The sequence below is a fragment of the Thermogladius sp. KZ2Tp1 genome (genome assembly GCF_051131135.1).
In the GTDB taxonomy this organism is placed as follows: domain Archaea; phylum Thermoproteota; class Thermoprotei_A; order Sulfolobales; family Desulfurococcaceae; genus Thermogladius.
The window spans coordinates 1,009,140-1,032,192 of sequence record NZ_CP151274.1 but is presented as its reverse complement, the minus strand read 5'-3'; the positions used below and the strand labels follow the sequence as shown (position 1 = coordinate 1,032,192).

Genomic DNA, 23,053 nt, shown 5'->3' with positions numbered 1-23,053 from the left:
CAGGCTCATCGGTGAGACCCGGCCGTTTTACCCTCTACGGGCGGACTCTCATAGCGTGGGCGCTCGTCTAAGGCCAGTCCAGGTAGACGGGCACTACCTCGCCCTCCTCGAACCCCTCACTACCCTCCTCTAGCCGGATGTACGAGTTCGTCTCCGCTAGGCTCCTCAACAACCCGCTACCCCTCAACATGAACGGCTCCACTAGCGGCAGGCCCCCGACGCCGCCGGTCAACGTGCTTCTCACGAACGTGGTGTAGCCCGCCTGGTTAGGCAGCCTCCTCGCGAGCTTGGCGTAGACGACTTGGTTGCTGAACCCCTTCAAGCCGAGCGCCTCGACCATCGCCGGCCTGAAGACCCCCTCCAGGCCGACCCACGCAGCAAGCGGGAAGCCGCTGAGGTGGAGCACGGGCTTCCCGTCGATCACCGACGCACTGGTCGGCCTACCGGGCCTCATCGCCACGCCCCTGAAGACCCAGGCCCCGCGCGTCTCGACGAGGTCGTAGACCAGGTCTCCCTCGCCCGGCCCAGTACCACCGGTGGTTACGACGACGTCGTTTAGCGCGAGAGCTCTGGCTGCGAAGTCGGCGAGCAGGCCTAGGTCGTCGGGTACGACGCCGTAGTACCTGGCCTCAATGAATGGGAGCCTCCTCAGGTATGACAGCACAACGTATCCCGTAGAGTTGAAGACGCGGCCTCTCTCAAGGCCCGCTGTGTCGGGGCCGGGCTCGACGACCTCGCTGCCTACAGTCACCACGCCTACTCTCAGCTTCCTGAAGACTCTTACAGTGCTGTGGCCGGACGCGTATATGATGGGTATCTTCCTGAAGTCGAGGACTGTTCCAGCCCTGACCAGCACCTCCCCCCTCGCGAAGTCCTCTCCGCGCCTCGAGACGTTGGAGCCCCGGGCCACCGGCTTGTATACGAGTATCTTACCGCCGACCCTCTTCACGTCCTCCTCCATCACCACGGCGTCGGCCCCACTCGGCAGGGGCTCGCCGGTACTGACCGGCCTCGCCTTGCCAGGGCCTATGGCGAAGGCCTCCACCACCTCCAGCTCGGCTGGGTTAAACATGCTAGCACTATACGTGTCGGAGCTTACGACCGCGTACCCGTCCACCGCACTCCTATCGAAGCCCGGGTGGTCTACTAGGGCGACGACGTCGCTTGCTAGGACCCTACCGTAGGCCTCCAGAACTTCTACTTCCTCCACGCCCAGCTCTATCTTCGCTAGTACTTTAGCCAGCCTAGAGACGGCCTCTCGTACGCTGACCAGCTCTTTAATGCCCTTTACCCCCAGTGTAAACACCTCGTGTCCTCTATAATTAGGCTACCAGGCAATTTATCGGTTCAGAACAGCCTCACCAGGGAGTCTCTCAGCCTGGTATAGAAGGCGACGTAGGCCGCGAGTACCCAGCCGAGTACAGGGATGCTCCTGGAGATCCTCACCAGGAAGGAGAGCTCTACGTCGCCTAGGGCGTTGAAGGCCGCCAGGAGCACGCTGTAGAGGAGGGCCGAGAACGTGAAGCCGAGTACGAGCCTAGCGACGGACAGCGCTAGGAGCCTCGCCAGGGGGACTGAGGCGAGGGCCGAGAGCACGGACGCTACAGCGGTCTTCAGGTACTTCGAGTACCCTAGCCTGAAACCGGCGGCCTCGAGGTAGGAGAGCTGGTAGACTAGGACGGGTATACTGGCCAGGGCGCTGGCTATAGCCAGCCCGGCGACGCCGAGGGTTAGGCCCAGCCCGAGGTAAAGTAGAGCGCCGGAGACCAGCGATATTGTGTTGGAGAGCAGGATCACCCGCTTGACACCGTAAGCCTGGATCACGTTGCCCGCGACGACGCCGAAGGGCCAAAGCAGTAGAGAGACCGATATTACAGTGTAGTAGAAGCCCGCCTCAGCGTACTCTGGGCCGTACACCGTCCTGATCACGTCGCCGGAGTACAAGATCGAGACTAGGGACAGCGGGAGCGTGAGAGCGAAGAGGGTCGCTAGCACCGCCTCGACTATGCCTTTAAAGCCCTCCTCGTTCTTCGACTGGTGGACGAAGAGGGGGAGTAGGGGGGTTGCCAGGGCCCCGTAGACTGCTCCTACGGCGCCTAGGAAGTTGTATGCGGCGTTGAAGTAGCCCGCCACGCTGTTGCCGGCCACGCCCATGGAGGCCGTTATGAACCCCAGCAAGTAGCCCTGTAGCCTAGCGACAACAGCTCCAGCCACGCTCCCCGTGTAGACCGTCAGCGCGTATCCGACGACCTCGTCCATTTCGAAACCGCACCCGGGCGACGAGAGGACGTCCTTCACCATGGCAACCGATACAGCTATGGCAACCACGTAGGAGACGGCCAGGGCGAGTATCGCGTTTTCAACCGTTGGGCCCACTAGGCTGAACAGGGCCAGTACCGCCGCCAGCCTCGCGAGAGGTTGGGCTATGACCACTACGGTCCTGGCCCCCGCCCTCCCCAGGCCGACCATGAGGCTAGCGGCGTCTGCGGCGAGTACTTGGGGGACTAGCACGATAGTGTAAAGGGAGACGTAGAGTCCGATGCCGCTCCTGCTGCTCAGAACCTGGCCGAGAGGCTCCGCCAGCACTAGGGCTGGGGCTACGACCGATAGAGACAAAACGAGCTTGAGTAGCAACGCCCTCTTAGCCAGCGAAGCGACTCGGCAGACCAGCCCCCTACTAGCGTAGAGGGAGGAGTACCTCAGTACCGCGGCGTCTATCCCGAAGTCTGTGAGCAGCGATAGCACGCCTACGGGTATAGCCGCCAGGTTGTAGAGGCCGTAGTTGGCGGGGCCTAGCAGCCTGGCCACAACCATCAGTGTAGCGACTTGGACTAGGAGATAGACGACCGTCGAGGCGGCGTAGAGGAGGGCGTGCGCGCCGGCTCTCTCAGCAGTGTACTCCAGCTCGCTCATCCAAACCCCTATTCGAGAGGTCAGGATAGAATATTTATCGGCTTCTCTTAAAATGAGTTAGGTGCCCTAATGAAGCTGGGGGAGCTCACGGAGAGGCTGTTCATAGAGGGCGTGCTACGCCCCTACCTCGGCAAGAGTCCGCCCCTCTCTCGGCTCGGGTTCCCCGACGACGCTGTGGACTTCCTGCCTCTGGCTCCTAGGATCGTCGCCTCCGTCGACGCCGCCTCTATCAAGGGCGTTAAACTCCCCTGGAGGAGCCTCGAGGACGCGGCTTGGGCTATCGCTACAGGGGCCGTTAGCGACCACGTTGCCAAGGGGTCGAGACCGGCCTACGCGCTCGTCTCGCTCGGGCTAAGCCCCGACCTAGACCTGTCCGATGCGGAGGCCATAGTCCGCGGGCTGAGCGAGGCCTTCAAGTACTACGGTGTGAGCTGGGTGGGTGGCGACACTAACAGTTCGGGGGCCCCCTGGGTATCAGTGACGATGATCGGCTTCACTACAGCCAAGAGGCCCCCACCCAGGAGCGGCGCTAGGCCCGGGGACGCCGTGGTCGTCACGGGGAGGTACGGGGCGATGGGCTACGTAGCCCTTAGAGGTGTAGAGGAGGCCTCGCGGACCGCCTGGGTGGTCGAGAAGACGAGGAGACCTCTCGTTGACGTCAGAGTGGGGACGGTGATCGCCCTCAACTACAAGAGCGTCCACGCAAGCATGGACGTGAGCGACGGGCTGGGGTTCACCATGATGGAGATCGCCAGGTTGAGCGGGGTGGGCTTAAGGGTCGAAAGACCGCCTCCAGTCTTTAAGGAGGTCTACGAGCTCTGCGAGGGGCGGCTCGAGTGCTTGTACGAGCTGTCCTTGAACGGGGGAGAGGAGTACGGGGTGGTCATGACTGTGAGCAAGGAGGGCCTAGGAGAGGTCGTCGAGGACCTCGAGTCCTACGGCGTGGAATACGAGGTGATAGGCGAAGTTGTCGAGGGCTCCGGGCTCAAACTAGAGGGCGTCGATAGGGTGGCGATCTACGGCTGGGACCAGTTCGGGGGCTACGTGAAATCCGCCTAACCACGCGAAACACCCCCGTTTAAAAACTAGACGCCCCGGGAGTTAATTCTGGCGACCCGTATGTGGCTCTACATAGCTGGTCTAGCGCTAGCGACACTGGGCGTCATGGACTTGCTGGTCAACATCGTAGCTGTCAGGCTACTCAACTTCACCCCAGTCGAGCTTGGTCTACTCAACGCGCTATGGACCGCCGCGGTCATTCCCTCACTGAGGCACTCTAACCTGCTGTCAAACGCTGGTCTGACCAAGAGGCCCACCTTAATAGGCTTCTTGGCGTTCGCCACCTTCATTCCTCTCTTCTACCTGTCTGTCGGTTGGAGGAGCGCCGCCTTGCTGTACACGGCATACGTGCTCCACGCCGTCACGTACTCGTACGTGAAGACGGGCTGCCAGACGGCTGTTCTCGAGTCCTACCCGAGCCATCAGTGGTCTCACTACAGCAGGAGGCTCGCACAGCTGGCCGTCCTATTCGAGGGACTACTCTTGCTAGGCGTCTCCAGAGTGTGGAGTAGCCTATTTGAGACGTGGTACTTTCAGCTCATAGCAGTATTCGTCTTAGCCGGGAGCGCCCTCCTAGTACTGGTGGTACCTCAGCCGTCGCTACGTTTCGAGAAAATACTGACCAGGATAGAGAGCCACCTTAAGAAAAGCCTTACACGGATACACGGGTACCTGACTATCTCCAGCCTAGACTACGCCAACGGCGAGAAAGTCAATATCCTCATTGAAAGGTTTGTCAAGGACGGGATTAGTTTGACCCTCATCGCCGCCGCGCTAGCCGCCTTCAGGATCGGTAACGAGTACCTGTTCACGCCTCTACCGTTCGTGTTCATACGACTGATGGGCCTCAAGACCCCGGATGTTATCGCCTTGTACGGGTTGGGGAAGTCGATCGGGTTCACGGTAATGCTCGTCCTGCCGCCGAACGTCGTGAGTAAGGGGGCCTTTACCCTGGCCGCTCTAGTCAAGGTCGCGAGCGTGGCGGGGATCGTGTTCTGGAGGCCAGACCTCGGCTCCTCCTCGGTCCTCCTGGCGGCGATCTACATCTCGAACCTGGTGATCGACACGACGATCTACACCCTCTACGTTACTACGACAAGCGGGAGCAACGTGGGCCTGTTCAACATAGTGGCGGAGGCCTCGAGCCTAGTGGGCACCCTGACGTCCGGTTTCGTCATGACTATCCTAGGGCTCGACACGACAGTGCTTCTACTAGTGATACTCAACCTAGTCCCGTTGCTCCTAGTGAAAAAAAGTTGGTAGGCGTTAGAAGACTAGCTGGCCCTAGACCTTATGACTATCTTCTGGCCGACGATCATGGAGCTCGGTATTAGGACTGTCAGCCCGTCCTTCCTCTTAACGACTGTGAACATAGACCCTATGTCCTCTACTGTAACCTCGCTCTCGCCAGCTATGTCGACCACGTCGCCTATCTTGAACGGCCTCGCCAGTAGAATGAACATGCCCGCCACGGCCTGGCTCAGCACGTTCTGAGTGGCGAAGCCCACCACTAAGCCTATGAAGCCTCCAAGGGCCACCCCGGCTGCCCCGCCCGATACCCCGCCGGCTATGCCCGCGAGGAGGCCGCCGATACCCAGTATCCTGATCATGCTCCTCACGGCTGCCGCCGTGGACTTGCCGTACTTGGGCAGTGTCATGGCGTAGAAGAGCGAGGCCACGGCGTTGACTATCATCCAGCCGAGCACCAGCAACACTATTATGTAGACGTACACCGCGTAGTCCATTAAAGTCAGGAAGCCGCCCAGTTTAGTAGCCTCGTACAGCATGCTAAGACCCTGAGTGAAGAACCACTGGAGGATGCCCATCACGATGGCTACTAAGATCGCGTAGAGTATTACCCTTGCCATAGCCTTTGAAACGGGCTCCTCTGCCAAGGTCCCCCCTGTTAGTTTTTCCTCACAGGTGAAATTTAAACTTTGCGGCCAAGAAACAGGTGGTCAGCGCCCGCTTTAAGTCTATCATGTCATCGCTCGAGGCTACATTCCCGGGTTCTTCTTCATCCCACCTACTTCTTACACCCTGCTCCTGATAAAGCTTAGTATCCTCGTCATCGACCTGGCGAGGTGCCTAAAGGGCTTTACGAGGGCGTCGACAACAGACACGAGGACGAACTTTAAGGTCGTGGCCAGACCGCGGCTAGAGTATAACTCGGTCGCTTTAACCCAGTCCACCTGCCCGATTACGTAGATTACGACGACCGTCAGCGCGATGAGCAGGAGTGTGGACAGCCAGAGTGGGAGGCCCAGTTTCTCCTCGAACAGATTTAACACTGTCCTCCCGTAGACGACGGCCAGTATCGAGTGGACTGTCTTGCCCAGGAACACAGCGAGTGCGTACAAAGCAATGCTGTAGGACGCGAACCCCATCGGTATCAAGACGACGTCGTCGGGGGCTGGTGTAATAGCCACGAACAGGATTGCGAAGAAGCCCGCCACCTTGTGCCTGGAGGCCAGGTACGACCAGTTCCTGGCAGTCCTCGAGGCGGGCGATATGCTGCTAAAGCCCCTGCCTATAAAGTAGATGATGATCTTGCCTAGTCCAGCACCTATCCCGCTGACGACCGCTATGAGGACCAAGCTCCTGAAGTCGCTGAACCGCGAGGCGTAGACGATTATGTACACCAGGTAGGGTAGAGCAACGAAAGGGATAGAGTTCGATACGAGCGAGACGAAGAAGACACCGTAGAGCCCCGTACTCCTCAGCACTCTCTCGGCGAGCGCGAATACCTCGTCCACCACTCTGTGGAAGGGCATGTTGTTTCTCCTTTTTCCTCCAACAGCCGCTGCCCGCGACTCTCTACGGTATATGAAGGGTATTATACTCAAATAAGCTTATAGACAGTCGTAGCGCGGCCGGTGGCACGCCGGATGATGATCAGGCTTTACACTGGCGTGGTCTACGAGTCGATAGCCTCGACGTACGTAGACGGCGCGGTCTACCACACGCCCTTAGGGTTCCGGGCCTCCGGCCACCTTTTGAGGGCGAGGCTCTACCCGGAGACGAGGCTCTACAGAGTCGTAGACCGAGCGAAGTTCGTTGTATTGAACCTGGCGAGGAACCCTATTCAATACTTGGCCTCCGCTTTCAAGGGCCGCGTCGAGGCCCGCCTAGAGTTCGAGGAGGCCCGATGCGTTAAGGCGCCGCGCCTAGTCGGGGCTGAGGCCTATATCGAGGCGCTCGTCACCGGTGTACGGCCCTCCAACGGCGTCAAGGTAGTAGACCTCGAGCCTCTATGCGTAGACGTGGGGGAGGCCCTAACCCCCTATTCCAGGGCCGACGCCGCGCTAATCGAGATGATCGTGTACGCGACGAAGGTACCCGTCCTCAGGGAGAAGGGCGACGTGGAGGGCTCGAGCTACTACACCACGCTTTTCAATGTGGTGAGGGGGATAATAGGGAGGGTGTCCGATAACAAGCTGTATAAGGACGTAGTGGAATTCCTCGGTAGAGTGGTGTCGGGATGAGCAGAGGCGTCGAGGTGTCGGCCCCGTCGCGTCTGCACTTCGGGCTAGTGAACCCGCACGGCGTGGCACCTTACAGGCTTTACGGTAGTGCCGGAGTGGCAGTGAAGAGCCCGCGCGTAGTAGTGGAGGTCTACCCAAGCGACCGCTTCGAGCTACCGCCTGTACTGGAAGAGGGTGAGAAAGCCGCGCTGGCGAGCGTGCTGCGTGGTAGGGGCGTCAGGGGTGTAAGAGCCGTCGTAAGAGAGGTGCCTCCCAGGCACGCTGGTTTCGGAACCACTACTCAGCTACTCCTGTCAATCGCCGTGGGCGCCCTGAGGCTCCACGGCATAGAGTACAGCCCCCTAGACCTCGCATGGGAGCTGGGCAGGGGGAGAGTGTCCAGTATAGGGGTGTACTCGTTTATGAGAGGCGGTTTCATAGTGGACGCGGGGCGCGGTAGGAGTACGCGTATAGCCCCGCTCGCAGTCAGGCTGGAATTCCCCGAAGAGTGGAGGTTCGTGCTCATCCTGCCGAGGGGCACCGGGTTGAGCGGTGAAGAGGAGGAGAAGGCGATGAAGAAGCCCAAGTTCTACGAGGCTGCGAGAGTTCACGAGGCGGCGTGGCTCTTACACTACGGGCTAGTCCCCGCCGTCATCGAGAGAGACCCGTCCACCTTCGCCGAGGCGCTGGGCAGGCTGCAGGAGCTCGTTGGGGGCTTCTTCCAGGAGGAGCAGGGCGGGTTGTTCAACCCGGCCTCCGCGAAGGTGGTCGAGCACCTGGAGAAACTAGGCGTGAGAGGTTACGGTCAGAGCTCGTGGGGGCCTCTGATCTACGTCTTCGCGGAGAGCGAGGACAGGGCTGGGGAGATAGCGGACTCGGTGTCGAGGTCGGGCGAGTTCAGGGTCTGTGTAACAGGGGCGGACAACAGGGGTGCCTTGGTAAGGGAGGTCTAGCCGCACTAGAGGGAAGTGAGTATCACGTAGAGGGATATCAACACGAGGGCGAGCCCGGTCAGGAAGTTCAACACGCTCGAGTTCCTAGAGAGCCACTTCGCAAACCTCTTCTGCCTGACAGCACTCCTTACTACGACCAGTATCGCGATGAGAGGGAGGACGAAGATCAGGTCGTACAGTAGAAGCAGGGCGGTCGCCAGCAGTGGAGATACACCCCTGAGTATCGCCGCGAAGACAGCATACGGCCCTGCCGTACACGGTAGTAGGACCGTTACAGAGATTGCGGCGAGGAGGGCTGCTGTAAGGTACGAGACACTGCTCGAGACGTTGATCCCGAGCCTCTCGCACCACCCGCACTTCAACTTCTCCAAGGAAGAGGGCGTGCTCGGCCTCAGCGTGTTGTAGACGCCTATCGCGAGTGCTACGAGTGCGAGGGGGAGCGGGTTAACGACTCTCGCGAAGTGGTATAGACCCAGCCCCAGGAGGAAGTAGCCGGCGTAGACGAGTACTATGAAAAGTATAGGCGGCCCGTAAGACCTCCTCTTCCCGCTGAGAGAGGTAGTCGCGAGGCTGAAGAAGGTCACTAGCTCACACGGGTTAACGGAGTCTAGAAGGCTGAGGAACACCATCGATGGTATTAGGGCTAGGTAGTCCACACTGCTCACCGCCCCGCTGATCACAGAACTTGTACTACCGTTACTGTAGAAATCGTTGTACTTCTCCGGTAGCGTCTGTTGCGACGTTGTACTACCGTGACCGTAGAAAACGTCGTATTTCTCCAGTAGCGCCTGCTGCGACGTCGCTGTAACGTTGCTCACCTCGACGAGCTTGTAGTCGAAGATGACGTATGCTCTCACCGTAGTCGAGTTGTTGGGCGCTAGCAGGGGTTCAAGCAAGCTGGGGCTGTTAACCGTGTAGTTTGATATTTCCCCCATTACGACCCCAGATATGGTGTTGTCAACCACGAAGAGCGTTATTGGCACCGCCTCGTAACCCCCGTAGAAGTCCCTCGCTATGTTCTCGTAGCACTTCTGGCAGGAGCTGTTGGACGATATGTCGCAGAAAGTTACGTCTGACCCGAAGAGGCTGCTCAGGTAAGCGTAGGTGTTTCTACAATGAGGGCACCTCGGGTCTCCGTAGATGACGATCTGCCTCCCCGCCTCCGACCAGGCCTGGTAAGCCAGCGCGAGAACCGATAATACCAGGAAGGCCAGCGCTACGGCCAGAGCCCTCATACCCGCCCCTTCTACCGTATCGTGATCTAGCTAGACATTTTATCCTTTATCCTATTATCCTAATGAAGCGTCTGGACCGGCGCTTAGTGTAGCGCGTATATAGAGGCTAGAACCACGCCTACCAGGGAGGGTGCTAGAGAGTACTTGGCCATGACGTCGAGTGCCTGCTCGACCCTCAGCCTGCCCGTTGAAGCCCTCAGCAGGCCCGACGCCAGGAACACGAGCGCTAACTTGCCCGCGAGCAACGCCAGCCCTTGTACTGAGAGGTGGGGGTAGGGGTAGGGGCCTCCGAGGACCAAGTAGACTATCGACAGCATGGTGACCGAGTACTCGATGTCGTGTAACAGCCTGGCCAGCCCGAGGAGGGGGCCCGAGAACTCGGTCTCGAAACCCGCTATGATCTCCTGCTCCGCCTCGGGTATGTTGAACGGGTTGAGCATCGCCCTTGCCTGCAGTATTACGAGGGACGAGACGAGGGACAAGGCCATTAGGGGGGCTGTAAACGGGTTAGCCCAGTACACGTAGACCGACCTCGACGTGGCGTAGATGCTGTAGGCGGGCTCTACTCCGCTCGATAGCACCACGGGTATTAGGAGCGAGGTGAAGTAAGCTGGCTCACAGACAGTGATGAAGCTCAGAATCCTAGAGACCCCCACCACGGTGTAGGGCCCGGGCATCGAGAGGCTGGCAAAGAGCAGCAAGAGCGGCGACACCACGCAACAGAGGTACATGTATATGAAGAAGTCGAAGGGCGCCGACACAGTGTAGGGGTTGAGCGGTAAGAACAGGGCCGCCACTACTAGGGACGATATCCCGAGTGCCAGCAAGGACTCGGCTAGTCTCGGCATTGAGTACCTGTTGGCCACCACCTCCTTGTCTCTGATCAGCTTAAAGAAGTCTGCGAACGGCTGGAGCACGCCGGCCGGACCCGTGTAGGACGGGCCCATCCTCCGCTGCATCCGGGCGACGACCTTCCTTAAAGCGTATTCTACGAGCAGCGAGAACACGAACAGGAATAGCAGGCCGGGGAAGACGAGCGCCGTGAACACGAGCATCGCGTAGTCCATCCTACCACCTCGCCGCCAGGTACAGCAAGCTTAAGATGATCGATAGCAGTACGAGCACGCCGAGCCACGAAGAGATGAAGTAGAACCAGTCCGCTAGGCTACCCGTCTGGACCCTGTCCAGTAGTAGTCTGTAGACCCTCCTCGCGTACTGCCTTATGAAGGCCCAGTACAGCCCCCCTACGCCAGGCATCGGGTTTGACACCACGTCCTCGCCCTCCGCGGACAAGTAGACTTCCGTGTACCTAACGTTCTTGTTGCGCACCAGCAAGTAGAGAACGTAGAGTGTAGCGAACACGAGTACCATGAGCCCCGTTGTCAGGACAACTGCTTGGTAGACGTCGAGCTCTAGCACCCTACCCATACGGACCACCAAGCGACTTCCTGGTCTCTAGGTAAGCCCTGATGTAGTCGTCCACGCCCTGTTGCGTGAGGCTCAGAGCCGGTTGGGAGAAAACACCCGGGCTTAGCCCGAGGACGAGCCCCAGCACTAGGAGGCTGGCTGACATCGCGACTAGGAGAACATCCACTAGCTCTACCCTCGGGCTTGTGAAAGGCGCGCCCTTCTTGAAGGAAAACGCTATCGAGTACATCGGCTTCATGTAGCCGAGTAAGCTCACCGCCGACACGAGTATCACAACGAAGGCGAGGACCGGCAGGCCCGCATCTAGGAAGGCCTGGTACATCAAGAGCTTAGAGAAGAAGCCAACGAACGGTATGAACCCGGCCAAGTTCAAGAAGGAGACGGTCATGGCGATTGCGGAGAGGGGCCTCACTCGCCCCAGCCCTCTCATCGCGTCGAGGTCTCTCGACCCCGCCTCGTGTATGAACACTCCACTGGCCATGAACAGCGTGGCTTTACTGATGCTGTGGGAGACCAGGTGGGCCACCATCGCTGTTAGCGCCAGGACTAGAGCTCCACCCGCCGCCGCGAAACCCAGCGAGCCGGCCATTAGAGCCAGGCCTATGTGGCTTACCGTGCTGTAGGCCAGTAGCCTCTTGATATCTCTCTGAACAAGCATCATGAAAGCGCCGAGTAAGGCGCTGGCGCACCCGAGTAAGAGTAGTGCAAGCAACACTGCGCCACGATACAGCCCGAGCGCGTTGTTGTACCCGAATATGGTGTACAAGAACCTGGCCACAGAGTAGACGCCGATGTTGACGACGAGGCCCGACAAGGCCGCAGAAACCGGTGTGGGGGCCTCCGGGTGCGCGTCGGGGAGCCAGAAGTGGTTGGGGAAGACGGCCGCCTTGTAAGTGAAGACCCACAGGGAGAAGGAGACCGCTAGGAGTGCCGGTAGAGGCGATGCCGCGTAGGCCCTACCGACCAGGGCGAGGTCGGCCATGTTGAGGGTTGAGTAGTTCCCGTATATTACCACGAGTGCCAGGAAGTACATGTTAGTGGCCACCGCTCCTATCAGCGCGTACTTGCTCGCTGCCTCAACAGCCTCGGGCCTCTGCTTGTGGTACGCCACCAGCCCGTAGGCGGAGATGCTCAAGACCTCTATCATCACGAACAAGTTGAAGGCGTCGCCTGTGTAGAGGCAGCCGAGCAGGCCTACCATGAGGCCTACTAAGAGAGTGTAGTACCAGACCGGCTCGTCCATCTCCTTCTCATACCACTTGGAGTAGATGGTTATCGCCAAGATAACCCAGCCGGTCAACAGGCCTAGAAGCCCGTTGAAGGCGTCGACCTCGTATATTATGCCTATCGGTGGAGGCCACCCGCCAAACGGGTAGACTAGCGGTCTACCGCCCACCGCGACCGCTGCGTAAACGGCCGTCGTTGTGACCGCGACGAAGAGGGCCGCGAACATTGCCAGAGCCCAGGGGACACGCTTCCGCGCCCTCCCTAACAGCGGGGTAGCGAACGCCACGATCGCTGTCACTGGTAGGAAGGCGCCCAGGAGGTTGAAAGCCAGCTCTCTCAGCATACTCCCACCTAGTCGAAGACTTTCTTCGAGTAGTACTCGAAGATCTCGGAGATACCCTTCTTCGCCTCCCTGGGCTCTATCGACGCGACGTCTATCCAGTGGACGTAGAAGACCTTGTTCTTCTTGTCTACTTCAACCACAACGGTACCGGGTGTATTAGTTATCGAGTTCGCTATAGCGGTCATAGCGTAGTCCGACTCGGCGTCGAACGGCACCACCACTATACCGGGGTTGACGGGCATTCGCGGGCTCAGTATACGCTTGGCGACGTCGATGTGGCACTTGGTCTCGTCGATTATGAAGTACCTGAGGGCGTACCTCAAAGCCCAGTACCACCTCTTGGGAGAGAGGAGCTTGCTCGGCCTCTCGATCGTTACATTGGCGAATAGCGCCCCTACGACCACGGATACCAAGAGCCCCGTTACCAGGTCGTAGCCACTAGTGCTACCGGAGAACACGATGTAAGTGACGAAGGCGAGCAACGCGACGGGTATAGCCCTGGCCGCCCTCACCCTCTCAGCCTCCTGATCTCCCTCATGTCGAGTGTTCCGTAGTGGTTGAACAAGTTGTCCCCTAGGAAGATCAGGAAGACCATTACCGCCAAGCCTATGACGACGGCTGTTAAAACGAGTGCCTGGGGTAGAGGGTCTACAGCTCTGGAAGTAAACTCCACTAACACGCTCGCGTTCTCGAAGGGGTAGGTGAGGAGGATCGGCGGCCTGCTAGGGGTTGTGGGGCTAGGCCACGCCCTGTAGCCGAGGAAAATCGCGAACATGTTCAAGGTGTCCCCGAGGATACCCAGCATTATCAGCTTCTTAACGTAGTGCGGCTTGTAGAACAGCCCGAAGAGCGATAGCCCTAGGTTCACGAAGAGCGACAGGTAGATTACAGTGAACATGTACTCGGCTAGGAACCCTACCACTTCTCCTCAGCCTCCGGGGTCATGAGTATTATGAAGGCGAGCGTGAAGCCGGAGGAGACCGCGAGGAACTCGAACAGGTTAAACCACCACAGGGTACCGCTCAGCAGAGCCCCGCGAACGTCGTAGGGCATCGAGAGCGGTGAACCCGCCTTGGCTATGTTCTGGAAGACGTAGGACGGGAGCCCGAGGAGGAGCCCCGCCAGGAACAGCGCTATCGAGGTGAGACCGATCCCTATCAACCCGGCGCTCCTCAGAGTCAGCATTCTCTGCGACGAGACGCCTTTCCACAGCAGGTAGAAGGACGAGAACACGACGATGAAGACCACGGGGACGACGGCCGCGGTGGCACCGCCCTGGAAGCCTCCTCCCGGGGTCAGGTGCCCGTGCAGCCCTATCGACGCCGCTACGGCGAGTATCATCGGGCCCGTTATCTTCGTAACGGTCTTCACTATTGGAGATAGGCCCGACTCGTCCGTCGGCCTCTGATTCAGCCTCTTGACACCCCTGCCGAGGGCTAGGCCCGCTATTATCGCGAGGTAGAAGACGGTCGTCTCGTAGAGCGTGTCCAGCCCTCTGTAGTCCCACACGATCGCTGTGACCGACTCGGGGCTCCAGACAGTGAAGTCCGGCAGGTAGGGGTTGTAGGTGGTGTTCAGGTAGACTATTGCGAGCCACCTGAGGTTCTCGGAGGGGTAGAAGGACTGCCCCGAGAGGGCTAGGAGGAGGCTCATCCCGAGGACGATAGTGACGAGCACGGCGAGACCTACGACCCTCTTCATTCCCTCTCGAACCTCTCCGTCTTGCTTATCAAGACCAGTAGAAGTGCGGGCAAGACGCCGCCCGCCACTGGTAGGTAGACCAGGACTATGTCGGGTGACATGAACAGGTAGAACAGTAGGGAGTAGAACACGCTCTGAATAGCACTGTATATCACGGCCTTCACGAGGTCTCTCTCGACTAGAGCGAGGTACACCGCCACTACGGACATCAGGGACGCAACCGCGCCGACCGCGTATATCAAGAGGTCTAGACTCACGAGCCGCCACCCCTGACGCACATGGAGGGGTCTAGCGCGTCGTGAACGCAGGGCTCTACCAGGGCTTGCCTCGTCTTATGTGCGGCCCTGGCGAGGGCGTGCGAGCCGGCCGGCGACAGGATCAGGACTAGGAATGAGGTGACGAACGCAGCCCCAGCCATAAAGGTCGAGTAGGGCCCGAGCTCCTTGTAACCCAGCGCTACGAGCCCAGCACCGGCGATCGGGTAAACGCACCCCCATATAGAACCTATCGTGGCGGCGTGAAGCCTCAAGTAGAAGTTCCTGAACCTGTTCACGCCTATCCCCGAGACCAGCTGCGCGAAGGCGCCGAGGGCGATCAGGCCGAGCCCCGTGTAGACCAGGAGCTCCTCTATCAAGCCCCCATCACCCTCCTCTCCAGGTACTTCGCTACATAGATGTCGAGGGCGTATATCCAGAGGGCCAGTGGTATCGCCGTGACTATCAGTATTGGCTCCTTGAAAAAGATCCCCAGGACTATGAACAGCGCCGCGAGGTTGTAGCTGAGCAGGTCTACCCCGAGCACGTGGTCCGGTATCGTAGGGCCCTTCAAGGCCCTGTAAAGGTAGAGCGATGTCGCGACCAGGTAGAGGGGGACCACGGCCGCTATGAACTCCTGGACAAACACTCAGACCACCCTTTCGAGAGTGCCGAGACTCGACTGCTCGCTCGTGTTCTCCCTCGGCCCTGCCATCCCGTAGAAGTTCGTGGTGACGTACGCGTCGAACGGGCACACAGTCACGCACCTATAGCAGAACACGCACCTCCCGTAGTCGATTTTGGGGTAGACCCTCCTGGGGTTGGACTTCGGGGCCTCTAGATGCGCCGGTATCTGAGTCATGGCTATCGCGTCTGCCGGACACTCGATCGCGCAGAGCGAGCAGCCGGTGCACTTCTTCAGGTCTGCGTAGTGCCTGCCTCTGTAGGCCGCCTCGACTTCCGTCTTGACGTAGGGGTACTGTACTGTGGAGGGCCTCCCGAGGAGGCTCCTGACTACAGCAGGTAGAAGCCTCGGCCTCGCCAAGTCTTATCCCCTCTACTGAGCTGGGTGAAGGGTACAGTCCTCCGTTCTCCCGTCCTGAGATCGGTAATAACAGCCCTCTCCATACACGAAATACACGGGTCTAGGCTCGCGAGTATGACGGGCAGGTCCGCTATCGTGTAGCCCTCGTAGAGGAAGGCTGAGTTCACGATGTTGGTGAACGAGGGAGTCCTGATCTTCACCCTGTACGGGTTGGCCTTCCCATCGCTCATGACGTAGTAGGTGAGCTCTCCTCTCGGGGCCTCCACCCTGGTGTAGGCCTCCCCCGGCGGGAACTTCCTCGGCAACTTTCTCTCGTCGGGGACGGGGCTGCCGTCTCGCGGGAGTTTGCTCAGCGCGCTGAGGACTATCTCGGCCGATACTAGCGCCTCGTCCCACCGCACCATCATCCTAGCCCAGCTGTCGCCCTCCCCCCGCACTACTACCTCGGGCTGGAGCTCGTCGTAGGCGTCGTACCTGTCGCTCACCCTGGCGTCGATCCTCACGCCACTGCCCCTGGCGACCGGGCCTAGGAGCGTGTGCCTTACTGCGTCGACCCTCTTCAAGACGCCTACCCCTATCAGCCTCTTGTTTATCGTGGTGTCCTCCTCGAACACCCTCTTGTAGTAGGTCAGCCTCTCCCTCACTTGCTCGACGAGCTTGGCTATCCTGCCGGCGTCCGCGTCGCTCAGGTCCCTCCTGACCCCTCCCACCATCATGTAGTCGGCCATTACGCGCGCCCCCGTCAGGATCTCCTTGGCCTTCATGACCTTCTCCCTGTCCAGCATGATGCTCATGAACAGGGTGTCGAAGCCCACCACCTCGGCCATGACCGCGTTTATCAGCATGTGGCTGTGTATCCTCTCCAGCTCCATCGCCACGACCCTTAGGTACTTTGCTCTCCTGTTAGGCTCTAGGCCGAGTATCTGCTCCAGAGCCCTCACGTACACGTCTGTGTGGACCGTGTTGCAGATCCCGCAGACTCTTCCGACTATGAATATGTCCTTGTAGAACGTGTTCTGCTCGCAGAGCTTCTCGATCCCCCTGTGGTTGTACCCCGTGTTGACTTCGACCTTGACTATCGTCTCGCCGTCAGCATAAGCCTTCAAAAGGATGGGCTCGTGGAGCGCCGGGTGCTGCGGGCCCACAGGTATCTCGATGGTGACCGGTAGCTCCACGACCTTGTCCACCATTCTAGCCCCTCCTCAACGGGTAGACGCCTTTCTCGGCGACGTCGCTGGGGACGAAGAACCCCCTCCTGAGGTAGGGGTTGCCTTGGAACAGCACTCCAAGGAGGTCGTGAGTCTCCAGCTCCCCGCTCAGCGCGCCGGGGACAATGTCCACGATACTGTCGACCACTGGGTTGTCCCGCGGGACCGCCGTACGGAGTACCACTGTCTCTTCCTCGGGTAGTAGTACGACGAAGTAGTCGACCCTGATCAGACCCTCCTCCTTCAAATCCACGCCGACAATAGTGGAGACGTAAAACCCCTCCTGACCCCTCTCCCGGACTAAATCCAGGAATACACTCCTGACTCTGGAAGGCTCCAAGGCGAAAACTCTCCTGTTCGGTTTTACGAATCCTCCCGCTTGGGCTAAAGTGGCCGTCATAGGACTCTGTGAGTTTTTACTTCGAGGCAAGGCTAATAAAACGAGTGTTAGTGTGGGTGACCAAACACCTCTATTTTTACACTGGCCGAGCACTCTTAACTAGTGGAGCGTGCGGCACGGTGAAGTGCAGGTTCGTTAGGTACTCCCCCTGGCTAGTCCACTTCAACACTGGTGCCTGTAACGGTTGCGACATAGAGGTCTTGGCTGCGATCACGCCTCTATACGACCCGGAGAGGTTCGGGGTGAAGCTGGCCCCCTCCATAAGGCACGGGGACGTACTCGTTGTGACGGGGGCCTTGACTAAGAAGAGCGCCGAGAGACTCAAGAGGCTCTACGACCAGATGCCCTCGCCGAAGTTCGTTGTAGCCGTTGGCGCCTGCGCTATAGACGGGGGAGTGTTCCAGAAGTCGTACAGCGTGTTAAGAGGGGCTGACAAAGTAGTGCCCGTAGACATCTACGTGCCTGGATGCCCGCCCAGGCCCGAGGCCATACTAGACGCCATTGTAAAGCTCAGAGAGAAACTGGCTCAGCCGCAGTCCTCAGAGAACAGGCAGTAGACGACCTGCCCGAACGAGACCCCCTCGTCGTTCGGCGGTACTCTTGAGGGTAGCAGTAGTTTGAGGCCCTCCCCCCTCAGAACCCTCTCTAGGCCCCTCACGATAAACTCGTTAACGGCCGCTCCCCCGGAGACCGCGACCTCGCTCCCCACTCCCAGCCCCCGCGTAGACTCGACTAGTAGCCTCCCGAGGTTCTCGCCTAGCGACTCCAGGAAGGTCCTCGCAATGACCGGCCTGGGCTCGTCTAGCTTGTCCAGCAACCACTCGACGTAGCTCCAGGTGTCCAGCCTGAGCACGCCGTTCTCTTCGTATAGTTTGACCTCGGGAGGGTCTGCGTACTCTCCCCTGAAAGCCTCTGCCTCTAGCCTAATAGCCGGCTCACCTTCGTAGGACCTCTCGCGGCACACGCCTAGTACCGCCGACACGACGTCGATCAGCCTACCCGTGCTCGAGGCAGGCCTATACAAGCCCTTCTCGACGAGCCTGCGCACTAGTAGGAGCTCGCCGTACTCCCTCTCCCCGACGCCTATTCTCCGTAACACCCTTACGAGCTCCTCCTCGCTGTACCCTCTCAACGTCATGAGGCCGGCAAACACCCTCAGAGGCCTCAGCGTGTCCGCGTCCCCGGTGAGAGGGACGGGGCGTATGCTCGCGACTCTCTGGTAGAGCCCTTTCTCCGTGTCTACCACGATGACCTCTCCGCCCCATATAGTGCCGTCGTCCCCCCAGCCCAAGCCGTCGATCGCGAGGCCCGCCACCCTCCCGTTGAGGCGGTGGTCTCCGACAACCGACAAGACGTGTGACAGGTGGTGCTGTACAGTGACCAGTCTAGCACCGGTCTCCCTGGAGTACTCCCTTGCCAGCGCGGTGGACACGTACCCGGGGTGTTTGTCCGAGACCACGACCAGGTCCTCTCTGCTAACGCGGTAGGAAGCGATGAGAAACTCGAGGTACCCTCTCAGCTCCGAGACCGTCTCGACCTCGTCTAGGTCCCCCACGTAGGGCGACACCACGACCTTGTCCTCGAACCCGACTGCTATAGTGTTGTTCAAGTCGCCGCCGAACGCTACGACGTTGCGCCTGAGCCTCTGCGGCAGCCTGATCCACAGAGGAGCGTAGCCCCTGCTCCTCCTCAACAGGACGTACCTCCCGTTCGTCTTCCTCACAACGCTGTCGTCTACTCTGTGCACGACCTCGCGGTCGTGCACAAGGAAGTAGTCCGCTACGTTCTTCAGCTCTCTGAAGGCGCACTCCTCGCTCCTGCACATTGGCTCTCCAGATACGTTGCCACTCGTCATGATCAAGAACTTGTCGCGTGTAGCCCTCAGTAGGAGGTAGTGGAGCGGGGTGTAGGCGACGAACACGCCCTCGTGGCTCAGCCCTGGGGATACCAGGGGTGAGACCGGCGTGTCCTCTCTCTTGGGGAGCAGGAGGATGGGGGCTTGATGCGAGTTTAGGAGCTCCTCGTCCTCCTCCGTGATGTAGACCAGCCTCCTCAGGACTACCGTGTCTATGCCCATGATAGCGAACGGCTTACGGGGCCTCCGCTTCCTAGCCCTAAGCTGCGCCACTACATCGTCGCTTGTTGCGAGGGCGGCGAGGTGAAAGCCCCCGACCCCCTTGACTGCGACTATGCCCCCCTCTTCGACCAGCTTCGCGGCGGTCTCTATCGGGCTTTTCTCGTCGACGACTGAGCCGTTCCTGTCTAGCAAGAGCAGTCTAGGGCCGTCGCGCGGGCAGCTGATCCCCTGGGCGTGGTACCTCCTCAAGTTCTCCGGGTCTCTGTATTCTAGCGTGCACTCGTCGCACAGCTGGTACTTCCTCATGCTCGTGTTCTCCCTATCGTAGGGCACCCTGTAGATCATGGAGAACCTCGGGCCGCACCAGGCGCAGGAGTTGAAGGGGTAGCCGTACCTCCTGTCCTCGGGGTTGAGCACCTCAAGCAGACAGTCGTGGCACATTGCCAGGTCTGGCGGTATGTTCGACCTCGCCTTGAAGTCGTAGCCGCTGGGCTTTATGGTGAACCCGCTGTAGCCCTCCGGCTCCACGTCCTCGACTCTTAGCTCCTCAATGAAGGCGGGGGGCGGTCTCTCGGAGACCAGCCTCTTGACGAACTCCTCTAGTACGCCCTCTTCCCCCTCGACCCAGATCTCGACCTCCGAGCCCCCGACGTTCCTCACGTAGCCCGCGACCTTCAGCCTCCTCGCTAGCCTGTCTATGAAGGGTCTGAAACCGACGCCTTGTACCAGGCCGACTACCACGACCTTCTTCGCGCGCATACCCTCCTCCGTCAGCTACCCAGCTCTCTCATTATGTCCCTGTAGAGGTCTAGTATGTCCTTCAGCTCTTCCTCCTCGATCTTCGATATCGCAACGCCCGCGTGGACTATGACGTAGTCGCCTTTCTTGACGCCCTCAACCGCGAGGATCACCTCTTTGACTAGCCCCCCTATCCTCACCTTAGCCAGCGGGAGGCCTCTTTCCGACTCGTAGACTTCGACCACCTCGGCCGGGTACCCCAGGCACATCCGGCACCGCCTCAGCATATCCTCGGTAGGTTCAACGGGTTGGACGTGACCAAGACGAGGCCCCCGACCTCCGTACGGGCTACCACTCTGCCTTTGAGCTCCGGTAGCTCGACGACCTCTCCCACGATCCTAGCCTCCTCCCCGGCTCTAACTAGCTCTCTCACTACCTCGTCGGCGACAGAGGCATCGACGCTTAAGACGGCTACGCCCTCAGACGCGACGTTTAAGGGGTCGACACCCATAGCCTCCAAGAACCCCCTGACCTCCTCCCTGATCGGCACCTCGCTCCTGTCGATCACGATGCTCACCTCTCTCCCGTGAACCCACTCGTTTAAGACCCCCGCCAGCCCGCCGCGTGTGGGGTCTCGTGCCGCGCTTATGTACGGCCTGTACTTCTGGATCACTGGGAGGACGGTCTTCACCAGGGGCCTGCTGTCGCTCTTTAGCCCCTTGTTCTCCTCTAGGAGGCCCAGCTGTGCCGCCAGTATCGTCGAGCCGTGCTCCGCGATGGGGCCCGTTACAATGATCTTGTCGCCCACCCTTGGGTAGTCGATTATAGGCTCGTAGCTCGAGACGCCGACGCCGAAGCCGCTCACGACGATCTTGTCTACGCTCCCCCTGGGCATCACCTTGAAGTCGCCCCCAATCAACGCCACGTTGTTCTCCCTCAGGACCCTGAGCATGGACTCCACAACCCTATCGAGTACATCTAGGTCCAGCCCCTCTTCGACGACTATGTTGTCCATGAAGGCGACCGGCGTCGCCCCCATTACTACAAGGTCGTTCAAGACCCCGCTGGCCGCCAGGTGCCCGATGTCGCCTCCTGGAAAGAAGATCGGGTTCACTGTGTAGGAGTCGCTGGTGAACACCAAGTAACTGTCGCCGACCCTCACGTAGGAGCCGTCGTCCATGACGTCTACGCCCCTGCCGTTCATTGCCCTCCTCAACGCGTCGGGGACTCGCGCTACGATCAGCTTTGTTACGACCTCGAACGTCTCTAGGCCTCCCGCCCCGTGTAGTAGCTCGACCTTCCTCGAAGACATGGGGTTAGCACCGGGAGAGAAGACGTCGACCTTTATTCTAGTTTAATCTATAACGTGGTCCGGGGAATTTAACAAATCATGTCACAAAAACCGCTCACTTTATCGACAGCTTCTTGAGGACGTTGTAGACCCTGGAAGGCCTGAGACCGAACTCCTTGGCTATCCGGTATATGGAGTAGCCCTCCAAGTAGAGTTTCTTTATCCTTTCGATCTCCTCCTCGGTGAGCTTCCGATGAGACGACTTCCTGAGCTTCTCCCCCCTCTCCTTCAGAGCCTTGTACAGGGTCTTGGTAGAGATGTGTACCTCCTCGACTATCTGTTTGATCGGCACGCCCTGCTTGTATAGCTCGATGGCCCTCTCTATCTTGTCGCCCACACTCAATTTTCCCACCGCGTTTTTTGTTTTCCACTAACCCTAATAAACTTAACTCCGAGGTACCGGCATAGACGAGAACGTGTACTATAGTGTAGTGTCATATCAATCTTATGACGCTGGGTAATTGCCTCAAGGAGTACACTACGGCCACCCCGAGCAAGTTTATGGAGAGAGTCAGCTTTGAGTCCCTCCTGATCAGGACCGCCTTCATACCCATGCTCACGGGTCCCCCGACGTCCTCTATAACGTTGTCGCCGACGTGCACCACCGCCCCGGGCTCGACCCCTAGCCTCTCGAGGAGGGCTATGAAGAAGCCCCTGTCCGGTTTGTTGTAGCCCACCTCGTCCGAGAACACCCTAGCCTCGAAGAACTTGCCTAGACCCAGCCTCTCGAGCAGTCTCCACGTGTAGGAGCTCGGCCAGAAAAGGACGTTGCCGGCCACAGCCAGTCTTAGCCCCTCCTTGTAGAGACCTTCGACAGTCTCGACCACGTCGTCGTAGACGATCCTATGAGGGTCGACTTCCTGGAAAGCCTTGTGAATTAACGAGTCAACCCCCGACGGGTCTACACCAATGTGCTTGGCGAGTATTGCCTGGCCCGTTTTAACGGTCTCGTTGCCCGGGATAAGGGAGGACCGCCTCACCTTCCGGGCCTCCTCGTGGGCCTTGAGGACCTTACTGTAGACTGTCTCGAAGGGGGCTCCCAGCGCCTCGGCTATGACTCGGCTGGCCTCCTGAAGCGTCTTGTCCAGGTCTAGGAGAGTCCCCCACACATCGAAGGACACGGACTCGACCACTACTACTCCACCCTGTGTGCGCCCGCTATTCTCGAAGACTCCTCCAACAAGTGGGGAGCTATCTCTAGTAGAATACTTAAACCTACCTCGACGCCGTCGGTGCTACCGGGCAGCACTGCTACTATCCTCCCGTCGAACGTCTCGTAGAGACCTGCCCTAGACAACAGGGCTCTCAACCCCACTCTGTTAATCGACCTCCTCCTAAACTCCTCGCCGAAGCCAGGAAACTCCCTCCAGGCAATGGACTCCACGACGTCGACAGATACGTCCCTCGGGCTCGGCCCAGTGCCTCCAACGACCACCACAAGCCTGGCGTCGTGCTCCCTCAAGCTCTTTATAATCTCGGCCGGCTTGTTCGGTGAAACAGACTTCACGACTTCGAAGCCCCTCTCCCTCAACATCCTCGCCGCGAGCTCGCCGCTTACGTCTTCCCCCTTACCCTCGTAGACGGTGTCGCTCACGACCAGGACGAGGGCCTTCAAGTCCCCGCCACCAAGTGGTCTTAAGGATTAGCCCGTGTTATA

The 23,053-nt window shown here is 59.4% G+C and carries 28 protein-coding genes; 5 read left to right on the top strand and 23 right to left on the bottom strand.

Translation table 11 applies throughout. The features are described 5' to 3' along the window. Positions 1-67: 67 nt before the first annotated feature. Positions 68-1,306: a molybdopterin molybdotransferase MoeA gene (locus WLZ34_RS05760; protein ID WP_434731099.1), complete on the bottom strand. Its 1,239-nt coding sequence runs from the start codon at positions 1,304-1,306 to the stop codon at positions 68-70. Between the two features lie 41 nt (positions 1,307-1,347). After that, the gene (locus tag WLZ34_RS05755; protein WP_434731098.1) at positions 1,348-2,913 is read right to left on the bottom strand and encodes an oligosaccharide flippase family protein; all 1,566 of its coding nucleotides are present in this window, start codon (positions 2,911-2,913) and stop codon (positions 1,348-1,350) included. 69 nt (positions 2,914-2,982) lie between these two features. Between WLZ34_RS05755 and WLZ34_RS05750 the strand changes: the two genes are divergently transcribed. Continuing rightward, complete coding sequence (locus WLZ34_RS05750) at positions 2,983-3,972, top strand: thiamine-phosphate kinase (RefSeq protein WP_434731097.1); 990 nt, start codon at positions 2,983-2,985, stop codon at positions 3,970-3,972. A gap of 60 nt (positions 3,973-4,032) precedes the next feature. Then, on the top strand, positions 4,033-5,235 hold the full coding sequence (locus tag WLZ34_RS05745) for a hypothetical protein (protein ID WP_434731096.1): 1,203 nt from the start codon (positions 4,033-4,035) through the stop codon (positions 5,233-5,235). An 11-nt stretch (positions 5,236-5,246) separates the two neighbouring features. Here WLZ34_RS05745 and WLZ34_RS05740 read toward each other — a convergent pair whose 3' ends face one another. Together WLZ34_RS05740 and WLZ34_RS05735 are read right to left on the bottom strand one after the other, a co-directional pair. After that, complete coding sequence (locus WLZ34_RS05740) at positions 5,247-5,798, bottom strand: mechanosensitive ion channel domain-containing protein (RefSeq protein ID WP_428727084.1); 552 nt, start codon at positions 5,796-5,798, stop codon at positions 5,247-5,249. A 207-nt stretch (positions 5,799-6,005) separates the two neighbouring features. Further along, positions 6,006-6,746, bottom strand: coding sequence for a VTT domain-containing protein (locus WLZ34_RS05735; protein ID WP_434731095.1), 741 nt, complete (start codon positions 6,744-6,746; stop codon positions 6,006-6,008). Positions 6,747-6,860: 114 nt separating this feature from the next. On the opposite strand from WLZ34_RS05735, the gene WLZ34_RS05730 reads away from it, so the two are divergent. Both WLZ34_RS05730 and WLZ34_RS05725 read left to right on the top strand, forming a co-directional pair. Then, entirely contained in the window at positions 6,861-7,457 is a 597-nt protein-coding gene (locus tag WLZ34_RS05730; protein WP_434731094.1) for a DUF447 domain-containing protein, read from the top strand. After that, positions 7,454-8,389 carry a beta-ribofuranosylaminobenzene 5'-phosphate synthase family protein gene (locus tag WLZ34_RS05725; RefSeq protein ID WP_434731093.1) on the top strand — a complete coding sequence of 312 codons (936 nt, stop codon included), beginning with the start codon at positions 7,454-7,456 and terminating at the stop codon, positions 8,387-8,389. Before WLZ34_RS05730 ends, WLZ34_RS05725 begins: the two co-directional genes overlap by 4 nt. 5 nt (positions 8,390-8,394) lie before the next feature. On the opposite strand, the gene WLZ34_RS05720 is transcribed toward WLZ34_RS05725, so the two are convergent. The 13 genes from WLZ34_RS05720 to WLZ34_RS05660 all read right to left on the bottom strand — a co-directional run bounded on the left by WLZ34_RS05720 (position 8,395) and on the right by WLZ34_RS05660 (position 17,230). Continuing rightward, positions 8,395-9,624, bottom strand: a complete 1,230-nt coding sequence (locus tag WLZ34_RS05720) for a hypothetical protein (protein ID WP_434731092.1) — start codon at positions 9,622-9,624, stop codon at positions 8,395-8,397. A gap of 83 nt (positions 9,625-9,707) precedes the next feature. Beyond that, positions 9,708-10,691: a complex I subunit 1 family protein gene (locus tag WLZ34_RS05715; RefSeq protein ID WP_434731091.1), complete on the bottom strand. Its 984-nt coding sequence runs from the start codon at positions 10,689-10,691 to the stop codon at positions 9,708-9,710. Position 10,692: 1 nt separating this feature from the next. Next, on the bottom strand, positions 10,693-11,052 hold the full coding sequence (locus WLZ34_RS05710) for a sodium:proton antiporter (RefSeq protein ID WP_434731090.1): 360 nt from the start codon (positions 11,050-11,052) through the stop codon (positions 10,693-10,695). Then, the gene (locus tag WLZ34_RS05705; RefSeq protein WP_434731089.1) at positions 11,045-12,622 is read right to left on the bottom strand and encodes a proton-conducting transporter transmembrane domain-containing protein; all 1,578 of its coding nucleotides are present in this window, start codon (positions 12,620-12,622) and stop codon (positions 11,045-11,047) included. The genes WLZ34_RS05710 and WLZ34_RS05705 overlap by 8 nt, the downstream gene beginning before the upstream one ends. 8 nt (positions 12,623-12,630) lie before the next feature. Then, a complete protein-coding gene (locus WLZ34_RS05700) occupies positions 12,631-13,134 on the bottom strand; it encodes a Na+/H+ antiporter subunit E (RefSeq protein WP_434731088.1) in 504 nt (167 codons plus the stop codon). Next, positions 13,131-13,544, bottom strand: a complete 414-nt coding sequence (locus tag WLZ34_RS05695) for a sodium:proton antiporter (protein WP_434731087.1) — start codon at positions 13,542-13,544, stop codon at positions 13,131-13,133. Before WLZ34_RS05695 ends, WLZ34_RS05700 begins: the two co-directional genes overlap by 4 nt. Further along, positions 13,538-14,323: a Na(+)/H(+) antiporter subunit B gene (locus WLZ34_RS05690; protein ID WP_434731086.1), complete on the bottom strand. Its 786-nt coding sequence runs from the start codon at positions 14,321-14,323 to the stop codon at positions 13,538-13,540. Before WLZ34_RS05690 ends, WLZ34_RS05695 begins: the two co-directional genes overlap by 7 nt. Next, on the bottom strand, positions 14,320-14,580 hold the full coding sequence (locus tag WLZ34_RS05685) for a hydrogenase subunit MbhD domain-containing protein (RefSeq protein WP_428727069.1): 261 nt from the start codon (positions 14,578-14,580) through the stop codon (positions 14,320-14,322). Before WLZ34_RS05685 ends, WLZ34_RS05690 begins: the two co-directional genes overlap by 4 nt. Then, positions 14,577-14,957, bottom strand: coding sequence for a monovalent cation/H(+) antiporter subunit G (gene mnhG, locus WLZ34_RS05680; RefSeq protein ID WP_428727070.1), 381 nt, complete (start codon positions 14,955-14,957; stop codon positions 14,577-14,579). The genes WLZ34_RS05685 and mnhG overlap by 4 nt, the downstream gene beginning before the upstream one ends. Beyond that, positions 14,954-15,226, bottom strand: coding sequence for a monovalent cation/H+ antiporter complex subunit F (locus WLZ34_RS05675; RefSeq protein ID WP_434731085.1), 273 nt, complete (start codon positions 15,224-15,226; stop codon positions 14,954-14,956). Before WLZ34_RS05675 ends, mnhG begins: the two co-directional genes overlap by 4 nt. Beyond that, positions 15,227-15,622, bottom strand: a complete 396-nt coding sequence (locus tag WLZ34_RS05670; RefSeq protein ID WP_434731084.1) for a 4Fe-4S binding protein — start codon at positions 15,620-15,622, stop codon at positions 15,227-15,229. Further along, positions 15,592-16,812 (bottom strand): nickel-dependent hydrogenase large subunit, encoded by a 1,221-nt coding sequence (locus WLZ34_RS05665; RefSeq protein WP_434731083.1) that lies wholly within the window; start codon positions 16,810-16,812, stop codon positions 15,592-15,594. The genes WLZ34_RS05670 and WLZ34_RS05665 overlap by 31 nt, the downstream gene beginning before the upstream one ends. A 1-nt stretch (position 16,813) precedes the next feature. Then, complete coding sequence (locus WLZ34_RS05660) at positions 16,814-17,230, bottom strand: NADH-quinone oxidoreductase subunit C (protein ID WP_434731082.1); 417 nt, start codon at positions 17,228-17,230, stop codon at positions 16,814-16,816. Positions 17,231-17,349: 119 nt separating this feature from the next. On the opposite strand from WLZ34_RS05660, the gene WLZ34_RS05655 reads away from it, so the two are divergent. Next, positions 17,350-17,787: an NADH-quinone oxidoreductase subunit B family protein gene (locus WLZ34_RS05655; RefSeq protein WP_434731081.1), complete on the top strand. Its 438-nt coding sequence runs from the start codon at positions 17,350-17,352 to the stop codon at positions 17,785-17,787. On the opposite strand, the gene hypF is transcribed toward WLZ34_RS05655, so the two are convergent. The 6 genes from hypF to WLZ34_RS05625 all read right to left on the bottom strand — a co-directional run bounded on the left by hypF (position 17,757) and on the right by WLZ34_RS05625 (position 23,011). Continuing rightward, positions 17,757-20,066, bottom strand: a complete 2,310-nt coding sequence (hypF, locus tag WLZ34_RS05650) for a carbamoyltransferase HypF (RefSeq protein WP_434731080.1) — start codon at positions 20,064-20,066, stop codon at positions 17,757-17,759. The genes WLZ34_RS05655 and hypF overlap by 31 nt on opposite strands. A gap of 11 nt (positions 20,067-20,077) precedes the next feature. Next, positions 20,078-20,314: a HypC/HybG/HupF family hydrogenase formation chaperone gene (locus WLZ34_RS05645; protein ID WP_434731079.1), complete on the bottom strand. Its 237-nt coding sequence runs from the start codon at positions 20,312-20,314 to the stop codon at positions 20,078-20,080. Positions 20,315-20,325: 11 nt separating this feature from the next. After that, a complete protein-coding gene (gene hypE / locus WLZ34_RS05640) occupies positions 20,326-21,357 on the bottom strand; it encodes a hydrogenase expression/formation protein HypE (protein ID WP_434731078.1) in 1,032 nt (343 codons plus the stop codon). 94 nt (positions 21,358-21,451) lie between these two features. Beyond that, entirely contained in the window at positions 21,452-21,733 is a 282-nt protein-coding gene (locus tag WLZ34_RS05635) for a helix-turn-helix domain-containing protein (protein WP_434731949.1), read from the bottom strand. 97 nt (positions 21,734-21,830) lie between these two features. Further along, positions 21,831-22,529, bottom strand: a complete 699-nt coding sequence (locus WLZ34_RS05630; RefSeq protein ID WP_434731077.1) for an HAD family hydrolase — start codon at positions 22,527-22,529, stop codon at positions 21,831-21,833. A gap of 2 nt (positions 22,530-22,531) precedes the next feature. Beyond that, positions 22,532-23,011 carry a MogA/MoaB family molybdenum cofactor biosynthesis protein gene (locus WLZ34_RS05625; protein WP_434731076.1) on the bottom strand — a complete coding sequence of 160 codons (480 nt, stop codon included), beginning with the start codon at positions 23,009-23,011 and terminating at the stop codon, positions 22,532-22,534. Positions 23,012-23,053: the final 42 nt, after the last annotated feature.

Bases quoted from the DNA above. Each gene is read 5' to 3' on its own strand.
- WLZ34_RS05755 (WP_434731098.1), bottom strand. From the start codon at position 2,913: ATGAGCGAGCTGGAGTACACTGCTGAGAGAGCCGGCGCGCACGCCCTC.
- WLZ34_RS05750 (WP_434731097.1), top strand. From the start codon at position 2,983: ATGAAGCTGGGGGAGCTCACGGAGAGGCTGTTCATAGAGGGCGTGCTA.
- WLZ34_RS05745 (WP_434731096.1), top strand. From the start codon at position 4,033: ATGTGGCTCTACATAGCTGGTCTAGCGCTAGCGACACTGGGCGTCATG.
- WLZ34_RS05740 (WP_428727084.1), bottom strand. From the start codon at position 5,798: ATGGGCATCCTCCAGTGGTTCTTCACTCAGGGTCTTAGCATGCTGTAC.
- WLZ34_RS05735 (WP_434731095.1), bottom strand. From the start codon at position 6,746: ATGCCCTTCCACAGAGTGGTGGACGAGGTATTCGCGCTCGCCGAGAGA.
- WLZ34_RS05730 (WP_434731094.1), top strand. From the start codon at position 6,861: ATGATGATCAGGCTTTACACTGGCGTGGTCTACGAGTCGATAGCCTCG.
- WLZ34_RS05725 (WP_434731093.1), top strand. From the start codon at position 7,454: ATGAGCAGAGGCGTCGAGGTGTCGGCCCCGTCGCGTCTGCACTTCGGG.
- WLZ34_RS05720 (WP_434731092.1), bottom strand. From the start codon at position 9,624: ATGAGGGCTCTGGCCGTAGCGCTGGCCTTCCTGGTATTATCGGTTCTC.
- WLZ34_RS05715 (WP_434731091.1), bottom strand. From the start codon at position 10,691: ATGGACTACGCGATGCTCGTGTTCACGGCGCTCGTCTTCCCCGGCCTG.
- WLZ34_RS05710 (WP_434731090.1), bottom strand. From the start codon at position 11,052: ATGGGTAGGGTGCTAGAGCTCGACGTCTACCAAGCAGTTGTCCTGACA.
- WLZ34_RS05705 (WP_434731089.1), bottom strand. From the start codon at position 12,622: ATGCTGAGAGAGCTGGCTTTCAACCTCCTGGGCGCCTTCCTACCAGTG.
- WLZ34_RS05690 (WP_434731086.1), bottom strand. From the start codon at position 14,323: ATGAAGAGGGTCGTAGGTCTCGCCGTGCTCGTCACTATCGTCCTCGGG.
- WLZ34_RS05665 (WP_434731083.1), bottom strand. From the start codon at position 16,812: ATGGTGGACAAGGTCGTGGAGCTACCGGTCACCATCGAGATACCTGTG.
- WLZ34_RS05660 (WP_434731082.1), bottom strand. From the start codon at position 17,230: ATGACGGCCACTTTAGCCCAAGCGGGAGGATTCGTAAAACCGAACAGG.
- hypF (WP_434731080.1), bottom strand. From the start codon at position 20,066: ATGCGCGCGAAGAAGGTCGTGGTAGTCGGCCTGGTACAAGGCGTCGGT.
- WLZ34_RS05645 (WP_434731079.1), bottom strand. From the start codon at position 20,314: ATGTGCCTGGGGTACCCGGCCGAGGTGGTCGAAGTCTACGAGTCGGAA.
- hypE (WP_434731078.1), bottom strand. From the start codon at position 21,357: ATGTCTTCGAGGAAGGTCGAGCTACTACACGGGGCGGGAGGCCTAGAG.